Below are 20,751 nucleotides of genomic sequence, written 5' to 3'. Positions count from 1 at the left end.
ACTACTCGGACCAGTAGGTGAGGTGCCACCGCGCTGGACAGCCCACAGTCTGTGCGACAGTGCCCGACCCAGCCGTTGTGCCGCCGCGCTGTCGCGATCCACAGTCGCGCCGCGGCCGGGGTGACCCGTGCTGTACTGGAAGGATGACCAACAGTTCCGTCATCGTCGACCGAGCCGGACTCTGGGACGCCGAGGCGCTCAGCGATGTGGCCGCCGCGACATTTCCGCTCGCCTGCCCGCCCGAGGCCACCGCGAGCGATATCGAGATCTTCCTCGACCAGATGCTGTCGGGCGAACGCTTCGGCGAATACCTGTCCGACCCGGCCAGGACCGTGCTCAAGGCCGTCGAAGGCGACGAGATCGTCGGCTACGCCATGCTCATCGCGGGCAGGCCGAGCGACCCCGACGTCGCCGCGCAGGTGAGCGCGGGCGAGGTGGTGGAACTGAGCAAGATGTATGTCCTGCCCGGACACCACGGCAGCGGCGTCGCCGCGGCATTGATGGACGCCGTGGTCGACACCGCGCGCGACTCGGGCGGCGAGACGGTGTGGCTAGGAGTCAACCAGGCCAACGAGCGCGCGCAGAAGTTCTACGCCAAGCACGGCTTTCGGCAGGTGGGCACCAAGACGTTCACGGTCGGCAACCAGCTGCACTCCGATTTCGTCTTCGAACGCGCGCTCTGACCCGCCGCGGGGGTCAGGCGGCCGCGGCCTCGAAGCGCGAGAGCGCGAGCAGACGCGAGATCGCGCGCAGGTACTTCTTGCGGTAGCCGCCGTCGAGCATCTCCTTCGAGAAGATCTCGTCGAGCTTGACGCCCGAAACCGTCACCGGGATGCTCGCGTCGTAGAGGCGGTCGGCCAGCACGACCACGCGCAGCGCGACGGCCTGATCGGTCACGGTGTGCACGTCGGAGATGAACACCGAGGCCACGCCCTGGATCAGCGCGCCGAACTTGGACGGGTGCAGCGTGCTCAGATGCTTCAGCAGCACGTCGAATTCGTCGAGGGTGGAGCCCGGAGTGGTCGCCGCACGCTCGACGAGCAGGTCGTTCGAGGTGGGTTCCGGGGCGGGCGGCAGGTCGCGGTGCCGGTAGTCGGGCCCGTCGACGCGGACCGGGTCGAAGATCGAGCCGAGCTTCTTGATCTCGCGCAGGAAGTCCGAAGCCGCGAAACGCCCTTCGCCCAGCTGGCCGGGCAGCGTGTTCGACGTCGCCACGATGGAGACACCGCGGGCCGACAGCTCGGTGAGCAGCCGCGAGACCAGCATCGTGTCGCCCGGATCGTCGAGTTCGAACTCGTCGATGCACAGCACGCTGTTGGCCGAGAGCCGCTCGACGGCGTTGCTGAAGCCCAGTGCGCCGACCAGGTTGGTGACCTCACCGAAGGTGCCGAACGACTTGGGCGCCGGGGAGCTGTGGAAGATCGAGGCGAGCAGGTGGGTCTTGCCGACACCGAAGCCGCCGTCGAGATACAGGCCCGCGCCCGAGACGGCCTTCTTCTTGCCGAAGAGGCTCTTCTTCGAGGCGGCCTTGTGGATCTTCGCCACCTGACCTGCGAATTGCTCGGCCTTGGCGACCGCGGCCGCTTGGCTCGGTTCGTTGGGGTCGGGGATGTAGGAGGCGAAGCTGACCTCGTCGAACATGGGCGGAGGCACCATCTGCGCGACGAGTTGGTCGGCCGGGACCTCCGGATGGCGATCGACAAGGCGTTCTTGCATGGACAAATCGTACGGACGTGGTTGCATCGATCCCTATGCAGCGTATCCACAATGTGACCCAGCTCGCAGACCTCGACGCCGACGCACTGGCCAGGTGCTATGCCTACCCACGGCATCTGGACGGTCCGTGGGTGCGGGCGAACTTCGTCAGCAGCATCGACGGCGCGTTCACCATCGACGGTGTTTCCGGAGGCTTGGGCACCGAGGCGGACAAGACAGTGTTCACGGTCCTGCGTGAACTGGCCGACGTGATCGTGATCGGCGCGGGCACCCTGCGCGCGGAGAACTACGGCGGCGCGCATCCCGACCCGCAACGGCGCATCGCGCACCATCGGCACGGAATCGGTGGTCACCCCGACGGCACCCCGCCACCGATCGCGGTGGTCACCGCGACCGCCAAGCTCGATCCGGAGTCGAAGTTCTTCACCGACGCCGAGGTGCCGCCGCTGATCATCACCACCAGCCACGCGGACCCGAAGCAGATCAGTGCGCTCGAGGACGCGGGCGCGCAGATAGTGGTCGCCGGTGAGGCCGCGATCATGCCCGCCGCGCTGGTCCGGGTGTTCGCCGAGCGCGGCCTGCACCGGGTGCTGTGTGAAGGCGGACCGCATCTTTTCGGGCAGCTGGCCGAGGCGGGCCTGATCGACGAGCTCTGCCTGACCACCGCCCCGATGCTGGTCGGGGGCGCGGGCGGGCGAATCTCGCTGTCGGCGAGCACTTTCGACCTGCCGATGACGCGCAAGCAGCTGGTGCTCGCCGAGGACGGCACCGTCGCGGCCCGTTGGGCCCGTCGATGAAACCTGGCGCCGAACCTGGCAGTGTGTAGCGCATGCGTTGGACTCGGGCCGCGGCAACGGCCGCGACACTGTCGATCATGCTCGCGGGCTGTGGGGCCGGACCGTCGGATCGACCCGTCGTCGCCGTCGAGCGTCCCGGGGCAGGCGGCGCGCAGACCGAAGCGCCCGCACCGCAGGACCTGGCCAAGGCCGAGGTGCCCAAAACCGATCTGGCCTGGCGTGATTGCACCGCGGCCACGTTGAGCTCGCTCGACTTCGGCGCCGCTCCGGCGGGCCTGGTCCTCGACTGCGCCGAATTCTCGACCCCGATCGATACCGCGGGCACCGTACTCGGCACGTTCCGGGCCGGCGCCCTGCGCGCTCGCCTGCCGCAGACGCCCACCGACGCGGCCCCGTTGGTGCTCACCTCCGGTTCGGACCGTTCGTCGGCCTCGACGTTGGCCGGTCTGGCGATCGGACCCAACAGCGCCTTGCTGGCCGCGCAGCCGATCGTCGCGGTGGATCGACGCGGCATCGGCGCCTCCCAGCCGATCGACTGCATTCCGGCGCAGCTGCGCGCGGTGATGACCGACCTCGGCCAGACCGGGGTGGGCAACGCCGATCAGGTCGGCGCCGTCGCGGGCTTCAGCCAGGACGCCACCATCGCCTGCCGCGATTTCCTGCAGCCCTACGAGGGCACGTTCGACGCGCCGCACGCCGCCGACGACATCGAACAGCTGCGCAAGCAATGGCAGGTCGAGAAGATCAACGTGCTCGGCGCGGGCAACGGCGCCAAGGTGGCCCTGAGCTACGCCCGCCGCTACGGCGATCACCTGGCCCGCCTCGTGCTCGACGCCCCCGAACCCGTCGGCGCGGATGCCACCACCATGGCCGAGGCACGCGTCACCGGCGCCGAAGCTGCCCTCACCGCGTTCGCGCAGCGCTGCAAGGCCGCCAACTGCGCACTCGGCGCCGATCCGCGGGCGGCGGTCGTGGCGCTGATGAACAAGGCGAACAGCGGCGGGCTCGGCGATATCTCGGCCGCTGACCTGTCGACCGCGCTCACCGGTTTCCTGTCCAGCCCCCGCGGCGACCAGGCGAATCGGGTCACCGCCATGGCCGACATCCTCGCCGCCGCCGACCGTGGCGATCGCGGACCGCTGTCGGCGATGGTCGTGCGTGAAGCCGCCGCGATCACCTCCGACGGCGAATTCGTCAACCGGTGCACCGACAGCCAGCAGCCCCCGACCGCGGACAAGGCCCGTGAACTCAGCGAGACGTGGGCGAGCAAATATCCGGTATTCGGGCGCAATGCCGCCATCGGGCTGATGGTCTGCTCGGCCTGGCCGGTCTCCACGGCGGCGCCGCTGCCCACAAAACTCGACTTGCCGGTACTGGTGTTCGCCGGTGCCGCCGATCCGATCGTCGGCGGGGCCGCCGCCTCGGTGACCGGTGCGCTCGGCTCGGCGGGCGCTCGGCATGCCACGATGACCTGGCAGGGCTGGGGCCATCCGGTCGTCACCCACTCCGGGTGCGCGCAGAAGGCCGTCAACGACTACCTCGCCGAGGGGAAACTGCCCGCCGACGGCGGTGCCTGCCCGGCCTGATCCGGTCGGGGCAACCACCCGGTTCCGGCGCGTCATACGGGTCCGGCGACACCATCGCAACCCGATTCGGTGTACCGTGCCCCAGTGTTGTTCCGACAGCTCGAGCCCCGTACCGCTCGCACCTCCGCCGAGGTGATCAAGTTCGCACTCTGGCCCTTCGCGGTCATGATGGTGCTGAACCGCGTCTTCATCAAGGCGATCAACGGTTTCGTCACCGACGACTACCGGCCTGTGTACAACGCCTCGTTCGAGTTCCTGAACGGCAGGCCGCTGTACACCGCCGACTTCTCGTCGGTCGACCCGCACTATCTCTACTATCCGAGTGGAACGCTGCTGATCGCACCGGTCGCGATCATCGACTACGAGCTGTCACGCTGGCTGTTCATCGGGCTCAACGCCGTGGCGATTCTGCTGGCCTGGTATCTGCTGCTGCGCCTGTTCAAGTTCGGTCTGGGCTCCATCGCCGCGCCCGCGCTGCTGCTGGCGATGTTCGCTTCCGAGACGGTGACCAATACGTTGGTCTTCACCAACGTCAACGGCTGCCTGCTGCTGGCCGAGTTGGTGTTCATCACGCTCCTGCTGGCGCGCCGGGACCTCTGGGCAGGCGTGGCGCTGGGATTGAGCATCGCGGTGAAACCGACGCTGGCGCCGTTACTGCTGGTCGCAGCCGTTCGCGGCCAGTGGAAGGTGTTCATCACGGCGCTCGGTGTGCCGGTGGCGCTCACTGCGATCGCCTGGCCGCTGTCGGCGGACCCCGAGAAGTTCTTCACGCACGTGATGCCCTATCTGGCTGAGACCCGCGACTACTTCAACAGTTCGGTGGGCGGCAACGGGCTCTACTACGGATTGCCCGAATGGCTGATCCTGCTGGTCAAGGTCTTGATGGCCGGTGTGGTCGCGGTATCGCTGTGGCTGCTGTGGCGCTACTACCGTCACGACGAGCTGTTCTTCGTCACCACGTTCTCCGGGGTGTTGCTCACCGCGTGGTTCCTGCTGCCCTCGCTGGGCCAGATGTACTACTCCATGATGGTGTTCCCGTTCCTGATGACCGTGGTGCTGCGCAATTCCGTGTTGCGTAACTGGCCCGCGTGGCTGGCGATCTTCGGGTTCATGACCTACGACAAGTGGCTCTCCGATCGCTGGCAGGGCGTCGGCCGCAATCTCGAATACCTGCGGGTGACCTTCGGCTGGGGCCTGCTGCTCATCGTCGTGTTCTGTGTACTCGGCGACCGGTATCTGGCGGCACGTCGTGAGGGCAGGCTGCAGTTCGGGATCGACCCGACGTGGATCGCGAACGCGCCCGATTCGCGGGACGGCACCGATGAGCCCGCGCCCGTCGCGCCGGTCGAGGACACTGCGCCTCCTCGCGAGGATCCGGTGGCTCCGGTCGAGGATCGCGAGCCCGCGCTCAAGTAGTTATCGGCCGGTGACGCACCGCTCACGGCGCGCACCGGCCGAAACCATTAGCGTGGAGCCATGAGTTCCGATACTTCGTTGCCCACGCCGCGCATCCAGCTGACGCCGCAGCAATGGCGGGCGAAACTGGATCCCGAGGAATACGCGGTCCTGCGCGAGGCCGCCACCGAGCGCCCGTTCATCGGCGAATACACCGACACCAAGACCGAGGGCGTCTACACCTGTCGCGCCTGCGACGCCGAATTGTTCCGCAGCACAGAGAAATTCGACTCGCACTGCGGGTGGCCGTCGTTCTTCGATCCCGCCGATTCCGACGCGGTGATCCTCAAGCCCGACGACACCCTGGGGATGCGCCGGGTCGAGGTGGTCTGCGCGAACTGCCACAGCCACCTCGGGCACGTCTTCGAAGGCGAGGGCTACCCGACGCCCACCGACCAGCGGTACTGCATCAACTCGATCTCGTTGCGCCTGAAGCCCGCCGCCGAATAACGGTCACACGAGACCGCGCACGTCCCAGGCCGAGAAGAAAGGCCCTCTCCACGAGAGGGCCTTCGGTGTTTGCGCCGCTTACGGCAGTGCGGTGAGCAACTGTTCGACCTCGACGCGCGGACCGGTGAAGAACGGCACCTCTTCGCGCACGTGCAACCGCGCCTCGGTGGCCCGCAGATCACGCATCAGGTCCACGATCCGGTGCAGTTCGGGGGCCTCGAAGGCGAGGATCCACTCGTAATCGCCCAGCGCCATCGAGCTCACGGTGTTGGCCCGCACGTCCGGGTACCCGCGCGCGGCCTTGCCGTGATCGGCGAGCATCTTGCGCCGCTCCTCGTCGGGGAGCAGGTACCACTCGTAGGACCGCACGAACGGGTAGACGCAGATGTAGTTCCCCGCGTCCTCGCCTGCCAGGAACGCCGGAATGTGGCTCTTGTTGAACTCCGCGGGCCGGTGCACCGCCACATTGCTCCAGACCGGAGCGCTCGCGCGGCCGAGTTCGGTCGTGCGGCGGAAATCCGCGTAGGCGGCTTGCAGGTCCTCGACCCGCTCGGCATGGGTCCACAGCATGAAATCGGCGTCGGCCCGCAGCCCCGCCACGTCGTAGATCCCGCGCAGCACCACGCCCTTGTCGGCGAGTCCGTCGAAGAACTCCTGCGCCTCCTTGATCGCCCCGGCCCGGTCCTCACCGAGCACGCCCGGCTGAACCTGGAACACCGAGAACATCAGGTAGCGAATGGTGGAGTTGAGAGCCTGGTAGTCGAGTCGCGCCATGGATCTATGGTGCCACTGCGGCGTTTTCGCCCGCTGTCGGGGCTCAGTCTCCTACCGGTCTGCTCGCCCGCCACGGCGACGACTCGTCACTGCCGAACACCGAGGTCACTGTCGTCGCCTCACCGTCGTGAAGTTCGACCGGCCCGAGATCGGGATCGAGGATCAGGCTTCGCTCGTTGCGCTGCTCACCGGCAATGGTCACAGCGGGCGATCATGCAGTACCGCTATCGCCGATGCCCGCTGACACGCCGCTGGTCAGCCGGAGAAGCTGTCAAGTCCGGTGAGCTCACTGGACAGAGTCCAGAGACGGGCGGCGGCAGCGGGGTCGACGGCCCACGGCTTCACGCCGCCGGCGAGCATGTCGTCGTCGGTGGCGACTTCGGCGACATCGCAATCCTGGCAATACGCACCGCCATGCCCCGCGAGCGGTGCGGCGGTCGCCGCCCAGACTGCGGTCGCCGCCCCCTGCGCCGGGGTTTTGAAGCCCTCGGCCTGATTGCCGTCACTGCCGATCCAGCCCTGCGAGATCTGTTCCGCACGGGCGATATGGCGTTGCAGTGGCGTGAGGATGCTGCCCGGGTGCACGGAGTACGCGTTGATCCCCGCTGCCGCGCCGATCGCGTCGAGGTGGGTGGCGAACAGCGCGTTGGCGGTTTTGGACTGACCGTAGGCTCGCCAGGTGTCGTAGTCGCGGCTGAAATGTAGGTCGTTCCAGCGGATATCGGACAGGAAGTGGCCCGACGATGCCACCGCCACCACACGAGCCCCGCTCCGGGTCAACGCCGGACGCAAACGGTTGACCAGTGCGAAGTGCCCGAGATGATTGATCGCGAAGTGCGCTTCCCAGCCCGGCCCGACCTGCCGGCGCGGGTAGGCCATGACCCCGGCGTTCGCGATGACGACGTCGATGGTCCGGCCGGTATCGAGAAAGCGTTCACTGAACACCCGCACGCTGTCGAGATCGGCCAGGTCGAGTTCAGCGACCTTCGCGTTATCGATGTCGCACAGCGCTTTTCGCGCCGCTTCGACCCGGCGGGCAGGCACGAGCACCTGCGCCCCGGCACGCGCCAACGCCACGGTGGCCTCCTTGCCGAGACCTGAATAACCACCGGTGACCAGGACCGTCTTTCCCGACAGGTCGACGCCGGCGACGACCTCGTCGACCGTGCTGCGCGGTCCGAACCCGCTACCGATTCTGTGCTGCTCTGCGATCGCCATGAGCTGACGGTAGAAGCTAGAGTGCGATCTAGGTCAAGCTGTGAGGACGCACGAGATGAACGGGCTGTCTATCGGTGACGTCGGGCGAGCCACCGGCCTCGGGGTGCACGCCTTGCGATACTTCGAACGGGAAGAACTTCTGTTGCGCCCGATCCCCCGGTCTCCCGGTGGACAGCGCGTCTACGCGCAGGCCGATGTCGAATGGCTCCTGCTCTGCAACCGCCTACGCGAGTCCGGCATGCCCATCGCCACCTTGCGGACCTTCGCGGGGCTCGTTCGCTCAGGTCCAGGAAACGAGCGAGAAAGGCTGGCCCTGCTCGAGGCTCACGAACAGTCCGTTCGCGACCGGCTGGCCGAACTGACGGCCGATCTCGACGTCATCCACAACAAGGTCGTTACGTATCGCAAGCATGTCGACGAGGGAACCGCGGTCGGAGTCTGGTCCCCCGAGCCGACCTGAGGGCGAGTTTCAGGCCTTCGCGCCGAGTACCGCCAGATCGTCGATCCCGCGGTAGTGGATGCCGACCATGCCGAGCGATTGTGCCGCAGCCACGTTCTCCGGCCGGTCGTCGATGAACACACAGCGGTCCGGCGCGACACCGGCCGCTTCGGCGGCGATCTCGTAGATGCGCAGGTCCGGTTTCGCGACACCGACGGCGGCGCTGCTGATCACGGTGTCGGCGAAATCGGTGAGGCGCATCCGGCTCAGGTGGACGTCGAGGTTGTCCATCGCGTTGGTGACCAAGACCAGCGGCACCCGCGTGCGGACCTCTGTCAGCAGATCCCTGACCTTTTCGTCGACCCAGAAGTCGACGGCGGCGAAGGCGTCGACCGCCCGGGCCGCGTCGGGGTGACCGCCGAGCGCCGCGGTGATCGAGGCCAGCCACTGTTCGGCGGTGGCCTGTCCGAGGATGGCCGGGCGGATCTGTTCCGGGGCGAAGGCGGTGGCCAGCACGGGCAGCCCGTAGCGCTCCTCGATCTCGCGCTGACGGTCGTGGTCGAATTGACGGAGCACGCCGTCGAGATCACACAGCACCGCTTCGAATCTCCGCATCGTCCCAGTCTGCCTGTGCCGCTGGGTGACTCACAGCGATCACGCGGCACAGGTAGCGCCGAGGACCCGGCGCGAAGCCAGGCCGGATCGAGGTACCGGAACGGATCGGCGCACACGCCCGGTTGTCGCCGGAATCGGGATCAGCGCTGCGTGCTCGCGATGTACGCGGTAGCCACTCGTGCTGCGGCGGCGGTTCCCGAGGCGACGCAGGCGGGAACACCGACGCCGTGCAGGTAGGCGCCCGCTACCGCGATGCCGTCGAGGGCGGCGACAGCCGACTCGAGAGCCGCGATCCGCTCGGTATGGCCGGGGGCGTACTGCGGAAGGCCACCGGGCCAGCGTTGGACGACCGCTTCGATCGGGGTGATCGGGATGCCGGTGACGGTGGACAGGTCGGCGACAGCCGCCGCGATGAGGTCGTCGTCGGTCCAGGAGAGCGGCTTGTCGTCGCCGAGGCGGCCGAAGGAGGCGCGGACCAGCGCGACGTCACGCTCGGCCAGATGCGGCCATTTGCGGCTGGACAGGGTGAACGCCTTGGCGCGCAAAGGTTCTCCGGTGGCGACGAGGATGCCGGAGTTGTCCGGTAGTGCGGTGTCGCGTGGCAGGGCCATCGCGACCAGCGCCGACGAGGACAGCTCGATGCCCGCGGCGAGGCGGGCGGCCTCGGGCGCCACGTAGTGCAGCAGGCGGGCGGTCACCGGGGCGGGCGTCGCGATGACGACACCCTCGACGGCGCCGACCGGGTCGACCACCCAGCCATGGGGTCCGCGCGCGATTCGGGTCGCGGCCGTGGTCGTGACGAAACGTGCGCCCGAAGCCTGGGCCAGTGCGGCCAGCAGGGCGCCGTAGCCGTCGCGCAGCCCACCGAACACCGGGGCCGAGCTGGGCGCGGGCATCGCCGCACCCACAGCCTCCGTGAGACTCGCCGCGCCGTCGTCGAGTGCTGCGGCAAGAGTGGGTAACGCGGCGCGGACACCGATGGAGGCACTGATCCCCGCATACACCCCGCCCAGCAGCGGATCGACACTGCGCTCGACGACCTGCCTGCCGAAACGGTCACCCACCAGGGTCTGCACGTCGACGTCAGAGCCCGGCTCCCAGTGCAGCGGACGCTGCGCCTCGGTGGCGACCCGATCCAGCGTCGCATCGTCGACCAGCCCGCGCAGCGACTCGGCATCAGACGGAATCCCCATCAGGGTGCGCCCCGGCAGCGGATGCGCCGACCCCTGCGCCCAGATCAGCGGCCGCTTCCCGGCCGGTCGCACCAACTGGTCCGCCAAGCCGAGTTCGCCCATCAACTCGATCACCTCGGGCCTGCGCCCCACGAACGCCTCGGCGCCGAGATCGACCGGCTCCCCGGCCAATTCACGGGTGTGCAGCACCCCGCCGACTCGTCCGCTCTGCTCGAGCACGACGATATCGACGCTGTCCCCCAGCCGCTGCCGCAACCGATAGGCCGCGACGAGCCCGCTGATTCCGCCACCGACGACCGCGATCCTCATGCCACGACCGTAGCGGGGCGGTTTTACAGCGAGTGCACCAACTCGACCAGCTCCGTCAGCACGCCGGGATCGGTGTCGGGCAGCACGCCGTGGCCCAGGTTGAAGATGTGCCCGGTCGCGCCGAGCGTGATCGCCTCGTCGGCTTCGCGCACGATCCGCCGCGTCTCGGCCTCGACGGCGTCGAACCCGGCGAACAGGATCGCGGGATCCAGATTGCCCTGCAAGCCTTTTCCGGCACCGACCCGGCGCACCGCATCGGTGAGCGGCACCCGCCAGTCGACACCGACCACATCGGCACCGGCCTCACCCATGGCACCCAGCAGTTCGCCCGTGCCGACGCCGAAGTGAATGCGCGGCACCCCGGCCGAGGCCACCTCGGCGAACACCCGCTCCGAATGCGGCAGCACGTACTCGCGGTAGTCGGCCAGCGAGAGGGCGCCCGCCCAGGAATCGAACAGCTGCACCGCGTCGACCCCGGCCGACAACTGGGCCTGCAGGAACGCGATGGTGATGTCGGTGAGGGCGCCGAGCAGAGCGTGCCAGGTCTTCGGGTCGGCGTGCATCATCGCCTTGGTGCGCTCGTGCTGCTTGCTCGGCCCGCCTTCCACCAGGTAGGAGGCGAGGGTGAACGGGGCGCCCGCGAAACCGATGAGCGGGGTGTCGCCGAGCGCGCCGGTGAGCAGTCGGACGCCTTCGGTGACCGCGCCGACCTCTTCGGGCCGCAGCCGCGGCAGCGCGCGCACGTCGGCTTCGGTGCGTACCGGGGAGGCGATGACCGGGCCGACACCGGGCACGATGTCGAGGTCGATGCCCGCGGCCTTGAGCGGAACGACGATGTCGGAGAACAGGATTGCCGCGTCGACGCCGTGGCGGCGGATCGGCTGCATGGTGATCTCACACACCAGCTCCGGGTCGAAGCACGACTCGAGCATGCCGATGCCCTTGCGCAGTTCGCGGTACTCCGGCAGTGACCGGCCGGCCTGACGCATGAACCACACCGGGCGCCTGCTGGGCGTCGCGCCGGTGGCGGCGGCCAGGAAAGGGGCATCGGTCAACCGGCGGCGGGTGTAAGTGCTCATCGCCGTTCATCCTAAGCGTCGGGTCCGCGGGAACCTCACGCCCAGGCGGGTGTGGGACCGACCACACGTTCAACCGGTCGAGTCACCGATACCCGCCGACCCCGTTCACGTCGCACATCGTGCATCGCGCCGACGCCGAGAATGCACCCTCCGCAACGCGACCCGTACGCAACGCGCACGGCGGCGCGCCTCCGACGGCGCCGGGCACCCACGGTCTACCGTTCCTCCTCGTGACACCGCTCGACATCCGCGACGGCGCCGCACCGACCGGGGGAACGCCCCGCGAGCCTGCTTCTTTTCGGGCGGCGGTCGATGCGATGGGCACCGCAACAGTGCACCCCCGAATCGAGCTGGCGCCGATCCGTCCCCCGCAACGGTTGGCGCCGTTCTCCTATGCGCTCGGGGCGGAGGTCATCCACCCCGACAGTCCGATGGTGCCCACCGACTCCGAGGGCGACGCGTTCGGCAGGCTGATCCTGCTCCACGACCCCGACGGTGACGAGGCCTGGAACGGTGTGTTCCGGCTCGTCGCCTACATCCAGGCCGACATCGACGCCGCATTGGCCGCCGATCCCCTCTTACCCGAGGTGGCGTGGAGCTGGCTGGTCGACTCCCTCGAATCGCGCGGCGAACCGTTCACCGCCCTCGGCGGCACGGTCACCGCGACCAGTTCGGTCCGCTACGGCGATATCGCGGGCCCACCCCGCGCGCACCAGCTCGAACTGCGCGCATCGTGGACGGCCACGACCACCGAGATGCGCCGACACGTCGAAGCGTTCTGCGAAGTGCTCGCCTTCGCCGCCGGGTTACCCCCCGCCGGGGTCACTCATTTACGACCGGAGTCCTATACCCGCACCGATCGCCCTTGATCGCCACGTAGAGTTCACGTTTATGTCGGTCGCCGAGGAACCCACCGCAGCAGAGCCCCTGCTCGCCCCCGCCGAGGGGGTTCCACCTGTGCTGGCGACCGCCGACGAGGTCGCCGCGGCCGCCAAAACCCTCGCCGCGGGCACCGGCCCCCTGGCTGTCGACGCCGAACGCGCGTCCGGTTTCCGCTATTCGGCACGGGCGTACCTGATCCAGCTCCGCCGTGAGGGTGCGGGCTCGTTCCTCATCGACCCGATCCCCGTCACCGACGCGCTGACCCCGCTGGCCGAAGCGATCAACGACCTCGAATGGGTCCTGCACTCCGCCGACCAGGACCTGCCCGGCCTCGCCGAACTGGGTTTGCGCCCCGCCCGGCTGTTCGACACCGAACTCGGCGGCCGCATCGCCGGCTACGAACGCGTCGGCCTGGCCGCGATGGTCGAAAACCTCCTCGGCCGCTCCCTGCGCAAGGGCCACGGCGCCGCCGACTGGTCGAGCCGCCCACTGCCCGACGAATGGCTCAACTACGCCGCCCTCGACGTCGAACTACTCCTCGAACTCCGCGACACCGTCGCCGCCGACCTCAACGCCCAGGGCAAACTCGACTGGGCCGCAGAGGAATTCGAGCACGTCCGCACCATGGACCCGCCCACTCCGAAAGCCGACCGCTGGCGCCGCACCTCCGGCATCCACACCCTGCGCCGCACCCGCCAACTGGCGATCGTGCGCGAACTGTGGACCACGCGCGACGAACTCGCCCGCGCCCGCGACGTCGCCCCCGCCCGCATCCTGCCCGACTCGGCCATCGTCACCGCCGCCACCAGCGAACCCCGCTCGATCGCCCAACTGCGCACCCTCCCCGTCTTCGGTGGCCCCCGCCAACGCCGCTACTCCCGCGACTGGCTGGCCGCCGTCGAACGAGGCCGCACCCTCCCCGACAAGCAACTCCCCCCACTCACCCTCCCCTTCGACGGCCCACCACCGGTCAACCGCTGGGAACGCCGCGACCCCATCGCCGCCGCCCGCCTCACCACCGCCCGCGGCGCCATGGGCGAACTCTCCACCGAACACTCCATCCCGGTAGAGAACCTCCTGTCCCCCGAGTTGGTCCGCCGTCTCTGCTGGGACGGACTCCCCGATTACAAGAATGTCGGCACTCCCGAAGAGTTGTCCGCGAAGATCGAGGCCTTCCTCCTCGCCGGCGGTGCGCGGCCATGGCAACGCACCCTCGCGGTCCCTGCCCTAGCCAAGGCCCTGACGCCGGCGGCCACCTGACGCCGACCTACGACGAGTTCACTTCCGCCAAGATGGTGCGGACGGATTCGACGAGTTCTTCGTCGGTAGGTCGCCCACTTCCCCGACGAGCTGAACCCGCTCGTCTGTCACCCTGCTTCCCGCGAGCTACCTGGCATAACCTGCACAATCAGTTCGAGAACATCGGTGCGCCACCGCTTCTCGCAGACCGGACAGCACTCCACATACTTGTGGTCACGAGACCGCGTTTCCCTGTGTTCGACAATCGATACTGCGATCTCCACTACAATTCCTATAAATCGCGCCCCACAGTTGAAGCATTTAACTGGAACGTCGGTGCCGAATAGCGCACCGTCGAAGTCGACGTAGTGCGGAAGACCATCGACAATCTTCCGATCGAGGGCATCGAGATCCGTTCCGTCGCTCCAGTGCACAAACAATGGTAGGACAGCGCCATATCCCGTCTTTACGTCCACTCTACGCACAGTCGAACTATCGTGTAGGAATGTGGCCAAGGCGATATTCCGACTATTACATGGACGGTCTTCGCCTACCTCATCGCTCCATCTTGGATAGAATTCTGCCGAGTATAGGCCAATAACGAACTTCTTCTTCATCAACAAACTCGAAATCTCGGCATAACGTCATCTCCAGCGAGTCGGTACATGCGGCGTTCATGGAGAATCGTCCGTGTAGGCCGACATCTTCGAAACGCTGACCGACCCGGCCACCACATCCAAGTGGGTTGCGGAATTCTCGGAGGTCCGCGCATGCACGACTCTCTTTCCATCGCGGACACAAGTCGATAGATTGAGATCAATCACGGATTCGGTGCCCAGGTTCGATATTTCGACACTATAGACGCCGTAGAGGTTCAGCTCTATCTGCACTGTATTGTAACCGAAATTTGCCCATTTCCTCGGTGGATCAACAGGGAACTCACGAAGGTCGAAACGGAGGTACACGCTTGGCCCGTCTCGGCGTAGGCGAACCTCATGGAGCACAACGCCTTCCAATGACGGAGTGGCTGCTCCGAATACTGCTCGTACACAACGCGAGTCCACCAGGGCTTCGAACCACTTCACCTTCCGCCCCCTGCCATTTAAAGTTGCCGTCAAGTTCTGTCATATATCGAGTGACCCGCATCGGGATCTTCGTGTCAGCCGAGGATGTCGCAGAACCGTCGAATATTGTCGAAGGTCCGGACCAGAGATCCCCCTAGCCCTAGAACATCTTCAATCCCGTCGTAACCACCGATGGACGGCAGTCGCAACAATAGGAGTAACCGATTCTGCGAGGCTAGCAACATTTCGCCTGCCTATCGGATCACGAAATCGCACAGAACTAAATGGGGAGTAGAAAGTACCATCCTCCCAGGGAGTAACCGCACCCCCCACTGCCTCATAAAGAGAGGCCAACCTCTCCGAAAACTGCGAGTCCAAAAGATCATTTGAAAGATAGAGGTCGAGAGGTAACGGAATAGAGCCCAGCGCAGATGGCGTCGGAACTGCCTGCTCTATGTCTATAGAACCGTACAGCACACCAGCAATGCCGGACATGCGACGAAGAAGCTTCCTCGCAAATTCCTGTCGCTTATTCGCGAGCGCGATCTGTTTCTTGTCGAGGTACTCGATTGGCATGCCGAGCTCCTCAGCTGACATGTTGACTGCGATAGGATACCTATCACGGTCCGACCATCGACGCGCGTACTCGCAATACGCAGGTCCCATTCGTGGAATCTGGAATAGCTCACCAACAATTCTGGAGTCCGCTACCGATTCAACGGTCCCGCCACTACTATTAGACACATCTAATAGTTCCCCGATCGAACCATCCTCAATCGAAACCGCTGAAACAATACCGGTAGAAGACCCAATTCTGCCAAGGATCCCCTTTGTAGCGTCAAACGCGCCTCGTCCGAATTCGGTCGAGTAAATTGTTACCGTGACAAACGGCGCAGAGGGCTGTTTTCTCGAAATTGTCACATCAACTCCAACCCATCAGTCTTCCCATAGCTGCCACCTGACCAGAACTTGGACGAAATGCCGTCACCAGCTCTCCATTCGCTCGGTTGAATTGCGCCACGAAATATTTTCCGTCAATCTTTGTAAGATATCCATGAGTATCAGTGTTTCCGGTACTCCACTCGAACGGGCTCTTGTTTCGCATTGCCTGCTCGATCATAGACCGCCACTCGTCGTAACGCTCCGTGTCCGTAGGGTTCATATGATCCTCACGACCGAACCATTCATGAGCATGCCTGGTGAACGAGTGTTTGAGTCCTCCATCTGTAATCTTGGGGCAAGGTACCAAACCTAGCGGGTCGGTCCACGTAGTCGGATTATGAGGATAGGTGTTCGGATTCTGGGCAGGGGCCAATCCCAGCGGATCCTGTGTGGTAAAACGACCCGTGTCCGGATCATAAATCCGAAAAAGGTTGTAATGGACTCCAGTTTCAAGGTCGTATTGTTGACCTTGGAATCGGTGGGGTGTGTCAGCGCCTGTCCATCTGGTGTTCCCCCAGAGAGTAGTGACGGCCGTTGAGGCAATTTCGCCAGTGGCGGGGTCAACAAGATGGGTCGGGCTGCCTTCCAGGTTGGTGACGATCGCCCAGAATTGGTCATCGGTCGATTGCGTGAGTGGGATATGGCTGGTGGGGTGGTAGGTCCAGGTGTAGGTACTGGTGCCGGAGGGGGAGGTTGTGGATTGCTCGGTGAGATGAACGCCGTCCCAGGTGAAATCGGTGCGGGTTCCGCTTGCGAGGTGTTGTTTGCTGGTACGACGGCCGAAGGCGTCGTAACTGTACGACCAGGTATCGCCGTCCGGGGTAGTGACTTCGACGAGTTGATCGAATGCGTTATAGCGGTAGTGCCAGATCGAGGGTTTGCGGGAGATCCGAGTCCGCTCTTTGCGGATGAGGCGCCCGGCAGTGTCGTAGTGGTAGCGGGTGCGACCGGCGCGAATGAGGAGGTTCTTGCGGTACTCGAAGCGCGGATCGATCGCGGGTTCAGGTGGGTTGGGATCGGTCCTGATCGGATCAGTTGGCGCCGACAATGCGGGGACGTCGGCGCTGATCAGATTCGAGAGCGCGTCATAGGTGTACTGCTCGGCTACACCGACGCTCGGTGTAGTGATCTTGGTAATTCGACCTATGAGATCGAGGGTGTAGTCGCGACGGCGGCTCGTGCTGGTTGTTGTGGTGGAATGACTGGTGATGTAACCGTCTGGACGCCACGCATACTCGTCGCGTTCGAGCAGTTGGATCGGTGCGCTGGTGCGTGGATCGAGCTGTACAAGTTCGCGGCGCAGGGTGTGGCCGGTGGAGCTGAAAGAGTTGTGCTGCCCGACACCGCTACTGTGCCAGCTGTTTTGGCGTCCGACCCGGTCGTAGGTGAAGTCGAAGCGGTGGCCGTTAGCGGTGAGGGCGGTGATCTGTCCTGTCGGAGTGCGTTCGTAGCTGGTGACAGCGCCACCGGGACCCGATTGCCCGATGCGACCGCCGTGACGGTCGTAGTCGTAGGCGCTGATGCGCCCATCGACGTGCTGGGTCAGCGTCCGGCCGGCAGGGGTGTGGGCGAACGCAACCGAATGGATGATGTTGGCGTAGTGGCCATTTCGGGCTGTCGCTAGTTGCCCGGTCGGGGTATAGGTGTTGCTGATCCATTCGCCGGTGTCGGTGCTGACACCGATGAATCGACCAAGGACGTCGTAGGTGAGGCGACGTTGGACACCGGTGGGTGTGGTGATGGTGGTAGGCCGGTTGAGCAGGTCGTAGTCGGTGTGGGTGACCGAGCCGTTGTAATCGGTTTCGGTGCAGACGTTGCCGATGGCGTCGTATTCGTAGGTCCAGGTGTCACCGAGTGGATTAGTTATCGAGGTGAGACGGCGTTCAGTGTCGTGGGTATACACGGTCATCGCGCCATCGGCGGTTTCGCGGGTGTTGATTGAGTCGAAGGTGCCGTACGTATAGCGGGTGAGTGCACCGATCTGGTTCGTGTGGGTGAGCAGGTTTGCTTCGCCGTCGTACGTCCAGGACTGAGTCGCGCCGTCGGTATCGATGAGGGCGAGCAGCTTTCCCTCAACCGAGTAGTGATGGGTGCTGGTGTTGCCGAAAGGGTCGGTGATCTGGATGGGTCGGCCGAATGTATCGCGCTCGACGATGGTTATCGCGTTGGTGGGTTCGACGATCCGGATCGGTAGCCCGGCGGCATCGACATCAATGCCAGTAGTGGCGCCCGTCGAGAGCGTGATCGAAGCCGGCGCACCACACGAATGGTGTGTGTAGGCCGTGCTGACACCGTCGGCATCGGTGATGCTGGTGAGGTTGCCGTGCTCGTCGTATGTGCGAGTGTTGGTAGTGCCATCGACATCGACGATCGCGGCCGGGCGGTGGGGCGCGGCGTAGGTGATGGTGATGGTCTGTTGATCGGGGCGTCGGAGTAGGACCAGGTCGCCATCGGGGTTGTAGAGGTAAGTGGTGGTGTTCGCGTAGGCGTCCACGTGGCGGACGGGCTGGCGATACTCGTTGTAGTCGGTGATCGATGTCGCACCGCGCGGGTCGATCAGGTTGCGCAAGCAGAGGTCTTCGTCGAACTCGAAGGTGGTGGTGTCCCCGAGGGAGTTCGTGTGATGGGTGCGCGACCGCCGGAAGTCTGGAAGGGGTTCATAGGTGAAAGTCGCGGACAGGATGCCGTCGGTGCCGACCTGTTTGATGACCCGCCCGGATCTGTCGTAGGTGTTGTGCATTTCTGTGCCGCGGGAGTCGCGCCACGACAGCATGCGGTGTTGATCGTCGTAGCGGAAGGTCGTGGTCGCGGCGACACCATTGGTGACAGACGCGAGATCACCTGCTGTGTAGCCGAATTCACGAACAGTGGTTTCGAGCACTTCGCCGGTGGGGGTGGTACCGAGCACTGTCAAGGCGGTGACGCGGTCGTCGGCGGTGTCGATCCGGACGCGATACCCACCGGAGTGAGTCACTTCGACCGGATGGCCGGTGTTGCTGTAGTGGAAAGTAATTCGGTTGTGGTGGCGGTCGGTGATCTGGGTGATCGGATAGTTGCCGAGCGGGTTTTCCGACACGGCTGACGCGGCGTTGGGCTGGAAGCTCCAGGTGAGTTCGCGTTCTGGGTCGTGGACTGAGTATCCGCCTGATTCGGTGCGGGTCATGGTTGCGCGGATGCCCTGGTGGACCGGGTGAACGGGAACGTCGGGGGCGGTGTGGGGGAACTGCCACAGCTCACCGTCGGGTCCGACGAAGCGGACTCCGACCTGGTCGACTTCGACGCGCATGTCCAGTGTCGCGGCCCAGGAAGGTCCGAACCATCGGCCGAAGCGATACGACGAGCGGTGCCGTCGGGTCAACACCAGTGCCAGGACGCCGGAGAGTTCGATATCGGTTGCGGGGAGCAGGAATTCGCCGGTCGCGACGTCGACCGGGTCACCGCAGTCGGTGGTTTGTTTCGCGGTCTTGTTGAGGTCGGGTTTCTGCGAATCGGTCTGGTCGGGAAGCTTGCTGGTATCGCTCGGAGTGTTCGCGGGTTTCGTGCTACCCGGGGTGTCGGGACTGTCGGTCGTTTTGGACGGTGTGTCGGGTGTGCTGGCCGGATTCGTGGGCGTGTCAGGCTGTTTCGTAGTCGCCGGTGTTGTCGAGGTATCGGTGTTCTTCGCGGCCGCGGGACTGGTAGTGGTGGTGTCGGCGTTCTTCGAGGTCTTCGACGGGGTCTTCTTGAACGCCTTCGCGATATCACCGAACGCCGACTTCAACTGCTTGAGCAACGGCTTCAGCTTCGACATCGTCTTGGCCAACTTCGAAAACAACTTCGAAATCGTCGCGACAGTCTTCGCAATGTACGCGGTGGCCTGGACCGCGACCAACGGAGTCGCCAAACCGACCGAGAACACCAACTCCGCCGCCCACACCGCAAGGCGACCGACGGTTTGGGCGACCAGGTCACGCACGGTCTCGCGGACCGCGGCGACGATCCCCCCGGCCATGCGAATCGCCGAAGCTGCCGCGGTCGCGGCGGTGTTGGCCGCGGTCAGCAGGTTCGTGGTGTTCGACGCCGCGGATTTGTAGGCGGTGGCGGTTTGACCGGTCCAGTCCGCGACATCGGCAGTGACCGCAGCGTTCTGGGCAGTGGCCACTTCGCTGATGCGGGCGGCGACGTTGTCCCAGGTTTTGGCGTAGGCCTCGATCTGCGCGGGGTCACCGGCGATCCAATCCAGGGCGTCTTGCAATGGCTGGCAGTGTTCGATGAGCCAGCCGACGCCGTAACCGGCCAACGTCCCGAGGGGGTCGACGACGAGGGAGACTGCCTCGGCACCGAGACCGACGACACCGAGACCCACCTCGATCCAGGAACCACCCGAGATCGCATCGGACAGATCGGTGACCGAGCTGACCAGGCTGATGCCGGTGGACCAGTCGGTGGTGTCTTCCTTCGCAGCGATGAGCGGGTTGGCGGCCATTACAGACCGGACTCTTGGGTCTTGAGTGCTGCGGCGTTGGTGGTGTCGCGGGTCGTGAACGCGTCCGCGACCGCGGTCAGGTTCGAGCTGGTGTCACCGAAGGCATCGATCGCGGCCTGGATCGCCTCGATGCCATCGGTCTCGACCGAATCGACGAACAGGGGGCCGAGGAAGGCACACAGCTTGCCGAACGCGTCCGAGGGGGCCGAGACCGCTTGGGCTGCTTCGAGCGCTTCAGTCAACCCCGAACCAGCCGAGGTCACGTTGGTGGCGTGGGTTTTGATCTTGTCCGGGGAGATGCTGAGTTCCCCGCCTGCACTGGTCATATTTAGTGCCCCGCCCCTCGTGTGATGCCACCCCAGGTCGGCGGGCACACCCTGCCCGCGACCTGCGGTGTCGAACCTGATCGAACAGGTCACAACCACCGGAAGTACCGGTATGTCAGACCTGCGGCACGCAGTGCCAATCGCCGAGCGTAGCGGATACGAGAGGGTTGGTACGTGCGGTGAAATCGATGGAACCGGAAGG

The 20,751-nt window shown here is 65.5% G+C and carries 19 protein-coding genes; 8 read left to right on the top strand and 11 right to left on the bottom strand.

Annotated features, from left to right (window positions below):
- The first annotated feature begins 143 nt into the window (after positions 1-143).
- Complete coding sequence (locus tag ACWF99_RS07595; RefSeq protein ID WP_378626740.1) at positions 144-683, top strand: GNAT family N-acetyltransferase; 540 nt, start codon at positions 144-146, stop codon at positions 681-683.
- 13 nt (positions 684-696) lie between these two features.
- On the opposite strand, the gene zapE is transcribed toward ACWF99_RS07595, so the two are convergent.
- Positions 697-1,716, bottom strand: coding sequence for a cell division protein ZapE (gene zapE, locus ACWF99_RS07590; RefSeq protein ID WP_452535378.1), 1,020 nt, complete (start codon positions 1,714-1,716; stop codon positions 697-699).
- A 35-nt stretch (positions 1,717-1,751) separates the two neighbouring features.
- Between zapE and ACWF99_RS07585 the strand changes: the two genes are divergently transcribed.
- From ACWF99_RS07585 to msrB, 4 genes are all read left to right on the top strand, one after another.
- On the top strand, positions 1,752-2,513 hold the full coding sequence (locus ACWF99_RS07585) for a pyrimidine reductase family protein (RefSeq protein WP_452535377.1): 762 nt from the start codon (positions 1,752-1,754) through the stop codon (positions 2,511-2,513).
- A 32-nt stretch (positions 2,514-2,545) separates the two neighbouring features.
- Positions 2,546-4,099 carry an alpha/beta hydrolase gene (locus ACWF99_RS07580; RefSeq protein ID WP_378626735.1) on the top strand — a complete coding sequence of 518 codons (1,554 nt, stop codon included), beginning with the start codon at positions 2,546-2,548 and terminating at the stop codon, positions 4,097-4,099.
- Between the two features lie 84 nt (positions 4,100-4,183).
- A complete protein-coding gene (locus ACWF99_RS07575) occupies positions 4,184-5,515 on the top strand; it encodes a glycosyltransferase family 87 protein (protein ID WP_378626733.1) in 1,332 nt (443 codons plus the stop codon).
- A gap of 60 nt (positions 5,516-5,575) precedes the next feature.
- Complete coding sequence (msrB, locus tag ACWF99_RS07570) at positions 5,576-6,004, top strand: peptide-methionine (R)-S-oxide reductase MsrB (protein ID WP_378626732.1); 429 nt, start codon at positions 5,576-5,578, stop codon at positions 6,002-6,004.
- A 78-nt stretch (positions 6,005-6,082) separates the two neighbouring features.
- Here the strand turns inward: msrB and hemQ are convergent, their stop codons facing one another.
- From hemQ to ACWF99_RS07555, 3 genes are read right to left on the bottom strand one after another with little or no spacing between them, the layout of a single operon-like run.
- On the bottom strand, positions 6,083-6,778 hold the full coding sequence (gene hemQ / locus ACWF99_RS07565) for a hydrogen peroxide-dependent heme synthase (RefSeq protein ID WP_452535376.1): 696 nt from the start codon (positions 6,776-6,778) through the stop codon (positions 6,083-6,085).
- A 43-nt stretch (positions 6,779-6,821) separates the two neighbouring features.
- On the bottom strand, positions 6,822-6,980 hold the full coding sequence (locus ACWF99_RS07560) for a hypothetical protein (RefSeq protein ID WP_378626730.1): 159 nt from the start codon (positions 6,978-6,980) through the stop codon (positions 6,822-6,824).
- A gap of 53 nt (positions 6,981-7,033) precedes the next feature.
- Positions 7,034-7,996 carry an oxidoreductase gene (locus ACWF99_RS07555; protein WP_452535375.1) on the bottom strand — a complete coding sequence of 321 codons (963 nt, stop codon included), beginning with the start codon at positions 7,994-7,996 and terminating at the stop codon, positions 7,034-7,036.
- Positions 7,997-8,051: 55 nt separating this feature from the next.
- Here ACWF99_RS07555 and ACWF99_RS07550 point away from each other — a divergent pair, with 55 nt between their 5' ends.
- On the top strand, positions 8,052-8,456 hold the full coding sequence (locus ACWF99_RS07550) for a MerR family transcriptional regulator (protein ID WP_378626727.1): 405 nt from the start codon (positions 8,052-8,054) through the stop codon (positions 8,454-8,456).
- Between the two features lie 9 nt (positions 8,457-8,465).
- On the opposite strand, the gene ACWF99_RS07545 is transcribed toward ACWF99_RS07550, so the two are convergent.
- From ACWF99_RS07545 to hemE, 3 genes are all read right to left on the bottom strand, one after another.
- Positions 8,466-9,050, bottom strand: coding sequence for an HAD family hydrolase (locus ACWF99_RS07545; protein WP_452535374.1), 585 nt, complete (start codon positions 9,048-9,050; stop codon positions 8,466-8,468).
- Between the two features lie 140 nt (positions 9,051-9,190).
- Entirely contained in the window at positions 9,191-10,552 is a 1,362-nt protein-coding gene (locus ACWF99_RS07540; RefSeq protein ID WP_452535373.1) for a protoporphyrinogen oxidase, read from the bottom strand.
- Positions 10,553-10,575: 23 nt separating this feature from the next.
- A complete protein-coding gene (gene hemE / locus ACWF99_RS07535; RefSeq protein ID WP_378626723.1) occupies positions 10,576-11,631 on the bottom strand; it encodes a uroporphyrinogen decarboxylase in 1,056 nt (351 codons plus the stop codon).
- A gap of 317 nt (positions 11,632-11,948) precedes the next feature.
- Between hemE and ACWF99_RS07530 the strand changes: the two genes are divergently transcribed.
- Together ACWF99_RS07530 and ACWF99_RS07525 are read left to right on the top strand one after the other, a co-directional pair.
- The gene (locus tag ACWF99_RS07530; RefSeq protein ID WP_378628285.1) at positions 11,949-12,500 is read left to right on the top strand and encodes a DUF3000 domain-containing protein; all 552 of its coding nucleotides are present in this window, start codon (positions 11,949-11,951) and stop codon (positions 12,498-12,500) included.
- A gap of 22 nt (positions 12,501-12,522) precedes the next feature.
- Positions 12,523-13,773, top strand: coding sequence for an HRDC domain-containing protein (locus ACWF99_RS07525; RefSeq protein WP_452535372.1), 1,251 nt, complete (start codon positions 12,523-12,525; stop codon positions 13,771-13,773).
- A 107-nt stretch (positions 13,774-13,880) separates the two neighbouring features.
- On the opposite strand, the gene ACWF99_RS07520 is transcribed toward ACWF99_RS07525, so the two are convergent.
- From ACWF99_RS07520 to ACWF99_RS07505, 4 genes are all read right to left on the bottom strand, one after another.
- Positions 13,881-14,369, bottom strand: coding sequence for a hypothetical protein (locus tag ACWF99_RS07520; protein ID WP_452535371.1), 489 nt, complete (start codon positions 14,367-14,369; stop codon positions 13,881-13,883).
- 57 nt (positions 14,370-14,426) lie between these two features.
- A complete protein-coding gene (locus tag ACWF99_RS07515) occupies positions 14,427-14,816 on the bottom strand; it encodes an Imm50 family immunity protein (RefSeq protein ID WP_452535953.1) in 390 nt (129 codons plus the stop codon).
- 922 nt (positions 14,817-15,738) lie between these two features.
- Positions 15,739-20,223 (bottom strand): RHS repeat-associated core domain-containing protein, encoded by a 4,485-nt coding sequence (locus ACWF99_RS07510; protein ID WP_452535370.1) that lies wholly within the window; start codon positions 20,221-20,223, stop codon positions 15,739-15,741.
- Positions 20,223-20,549: a type VII secretion target gene (locus tag ACWF99_RS07505; protein WP_452535368.1), complete on the bottom strand. Its 327-nt coding sequence runs from the start codon at positions 20,547-20,549 to the stop codon at positions 20,223-20,225. Before ACWF99_RS07505 ends, ACWF99_RS07510 begins: the two co-directional genes overlap by 1 nt.
- Between the last annotated feature and the right edge of the window lie 202 nt (positions 20,550-20,751).

It is taken from the genome of Nocardia sp. NPDC055002 (assembly GCF_053608825.1).
This window is presented reverse-complemented; position numbering and strand designations above follow the sequence as displayed.

Coding starts and splice junctions, on each gene's coding strand:
- ACWF99_RS07595 (WP_378626740.1), top strand. CDS start 144: ATGACCAACAGTTCCGTCATCGTCGACCGAGCCGGACTCTGGGACGCC.
- zapE (WP_452535378.1), bottom strand. CDS start 1,716: ATGCAAGAACGCCTTGTCGATCGCCATCCGGAGGTCCCGGCCGACCAA.
- ACWF99_RS07585 (WP_452535377.1), top strand. CDS start 1,752: ATGCAGCGTATCCACAATGTGACCCAGCTCGCAGACCTCGACGCCGAC.
- ACWF99_RS07580 (WP_378626735.1), top strand. CDS start 2,546: ATGCGTTGGACTCGGGCCGCGGCAACGGCCGCGACACTGTCGATCATG.
- msrB (WP_378626732.1), top strand. CDS start 5,576: ATGAGTTCCGATACTTCGTTGCCCACGCCGCGCATCCAGCTGACGCCG.
- hemQ (WP_452535376.1), bottom strand. CDS start 6,778: ATGGCGCGACTCGACTACCAGGCTCTCAACTCCACCATTCGCTACCTG.
- ACWF99_RS07555 (WP_452535375.1), bottom strand. CDS start 7,996: ATGGCGATCGCAGAGCAGCACAGAATCGGTAGCGGGTTCGGACCGCGC.
- ACWF99_RS07550 (WP_378626727.1), top strand. CDS start 8,052: ATGAACGGGCTGTCTATCGGTGACGTCGGGCGAGCCACCGGCCTCGGG.
- ACWF99_RS07545 (WP_452535374.1), bottom strand. CDS start 9,050: ATGCGGAGATTCGAAGCGGTGCTGTGTGATCTCGACGGCGTGCTCCGT.
- ACWF99_RS07540 (WP_452535373.1), bottom strand. CDS start 10,552: ATGAGGATCGCGGTCGTCGGTGGCGGAATCAGCGGGCTCGTCGCGGCC.
- hemE (WP_378626723.1), bottom strand. CDS start 11,631: ATGAGCACTTACACCCGCCGCCGGTTGACCGATGCCCCTTTCCTGGCC.
- ACWF99_RS07530 (WP_378628285.1), top strand. CDS start 11,949: ATGGGCACCGCAACAGTGCACCCCCGAATCGAGCTGGCGCCGATCCGT.
- ACWF99_RS07525 (WP_452535372.1), top strand. CDS start 12,523: ATGTCGGTCGCCGAGGAACCCACCGCAGCAGAGCCCCTGCTCGCCCCC.
- ACWF99_RS07520 (WP_452535371.1), bottom strand. CDS start 14,369: ATGAAGAAGAAGTTCGTTATTGGCCTATACTCGGCAGAATTCTATCCA.
- ACWF99_RS07510 (WP_452535370.1), bottom strand. CDS start 20,223: ATGGCCGCCAACCCGCTCATCGCTGCGAAGGAAGACACCACCGACTGG.
- ACWF99_RS07505 (WP_452535368.1), bottom strand. CDS start 20,549: ATGACCAGTGCAGGCGGGGAACTCAGCATCTCCCCGGACAAGATCAAA.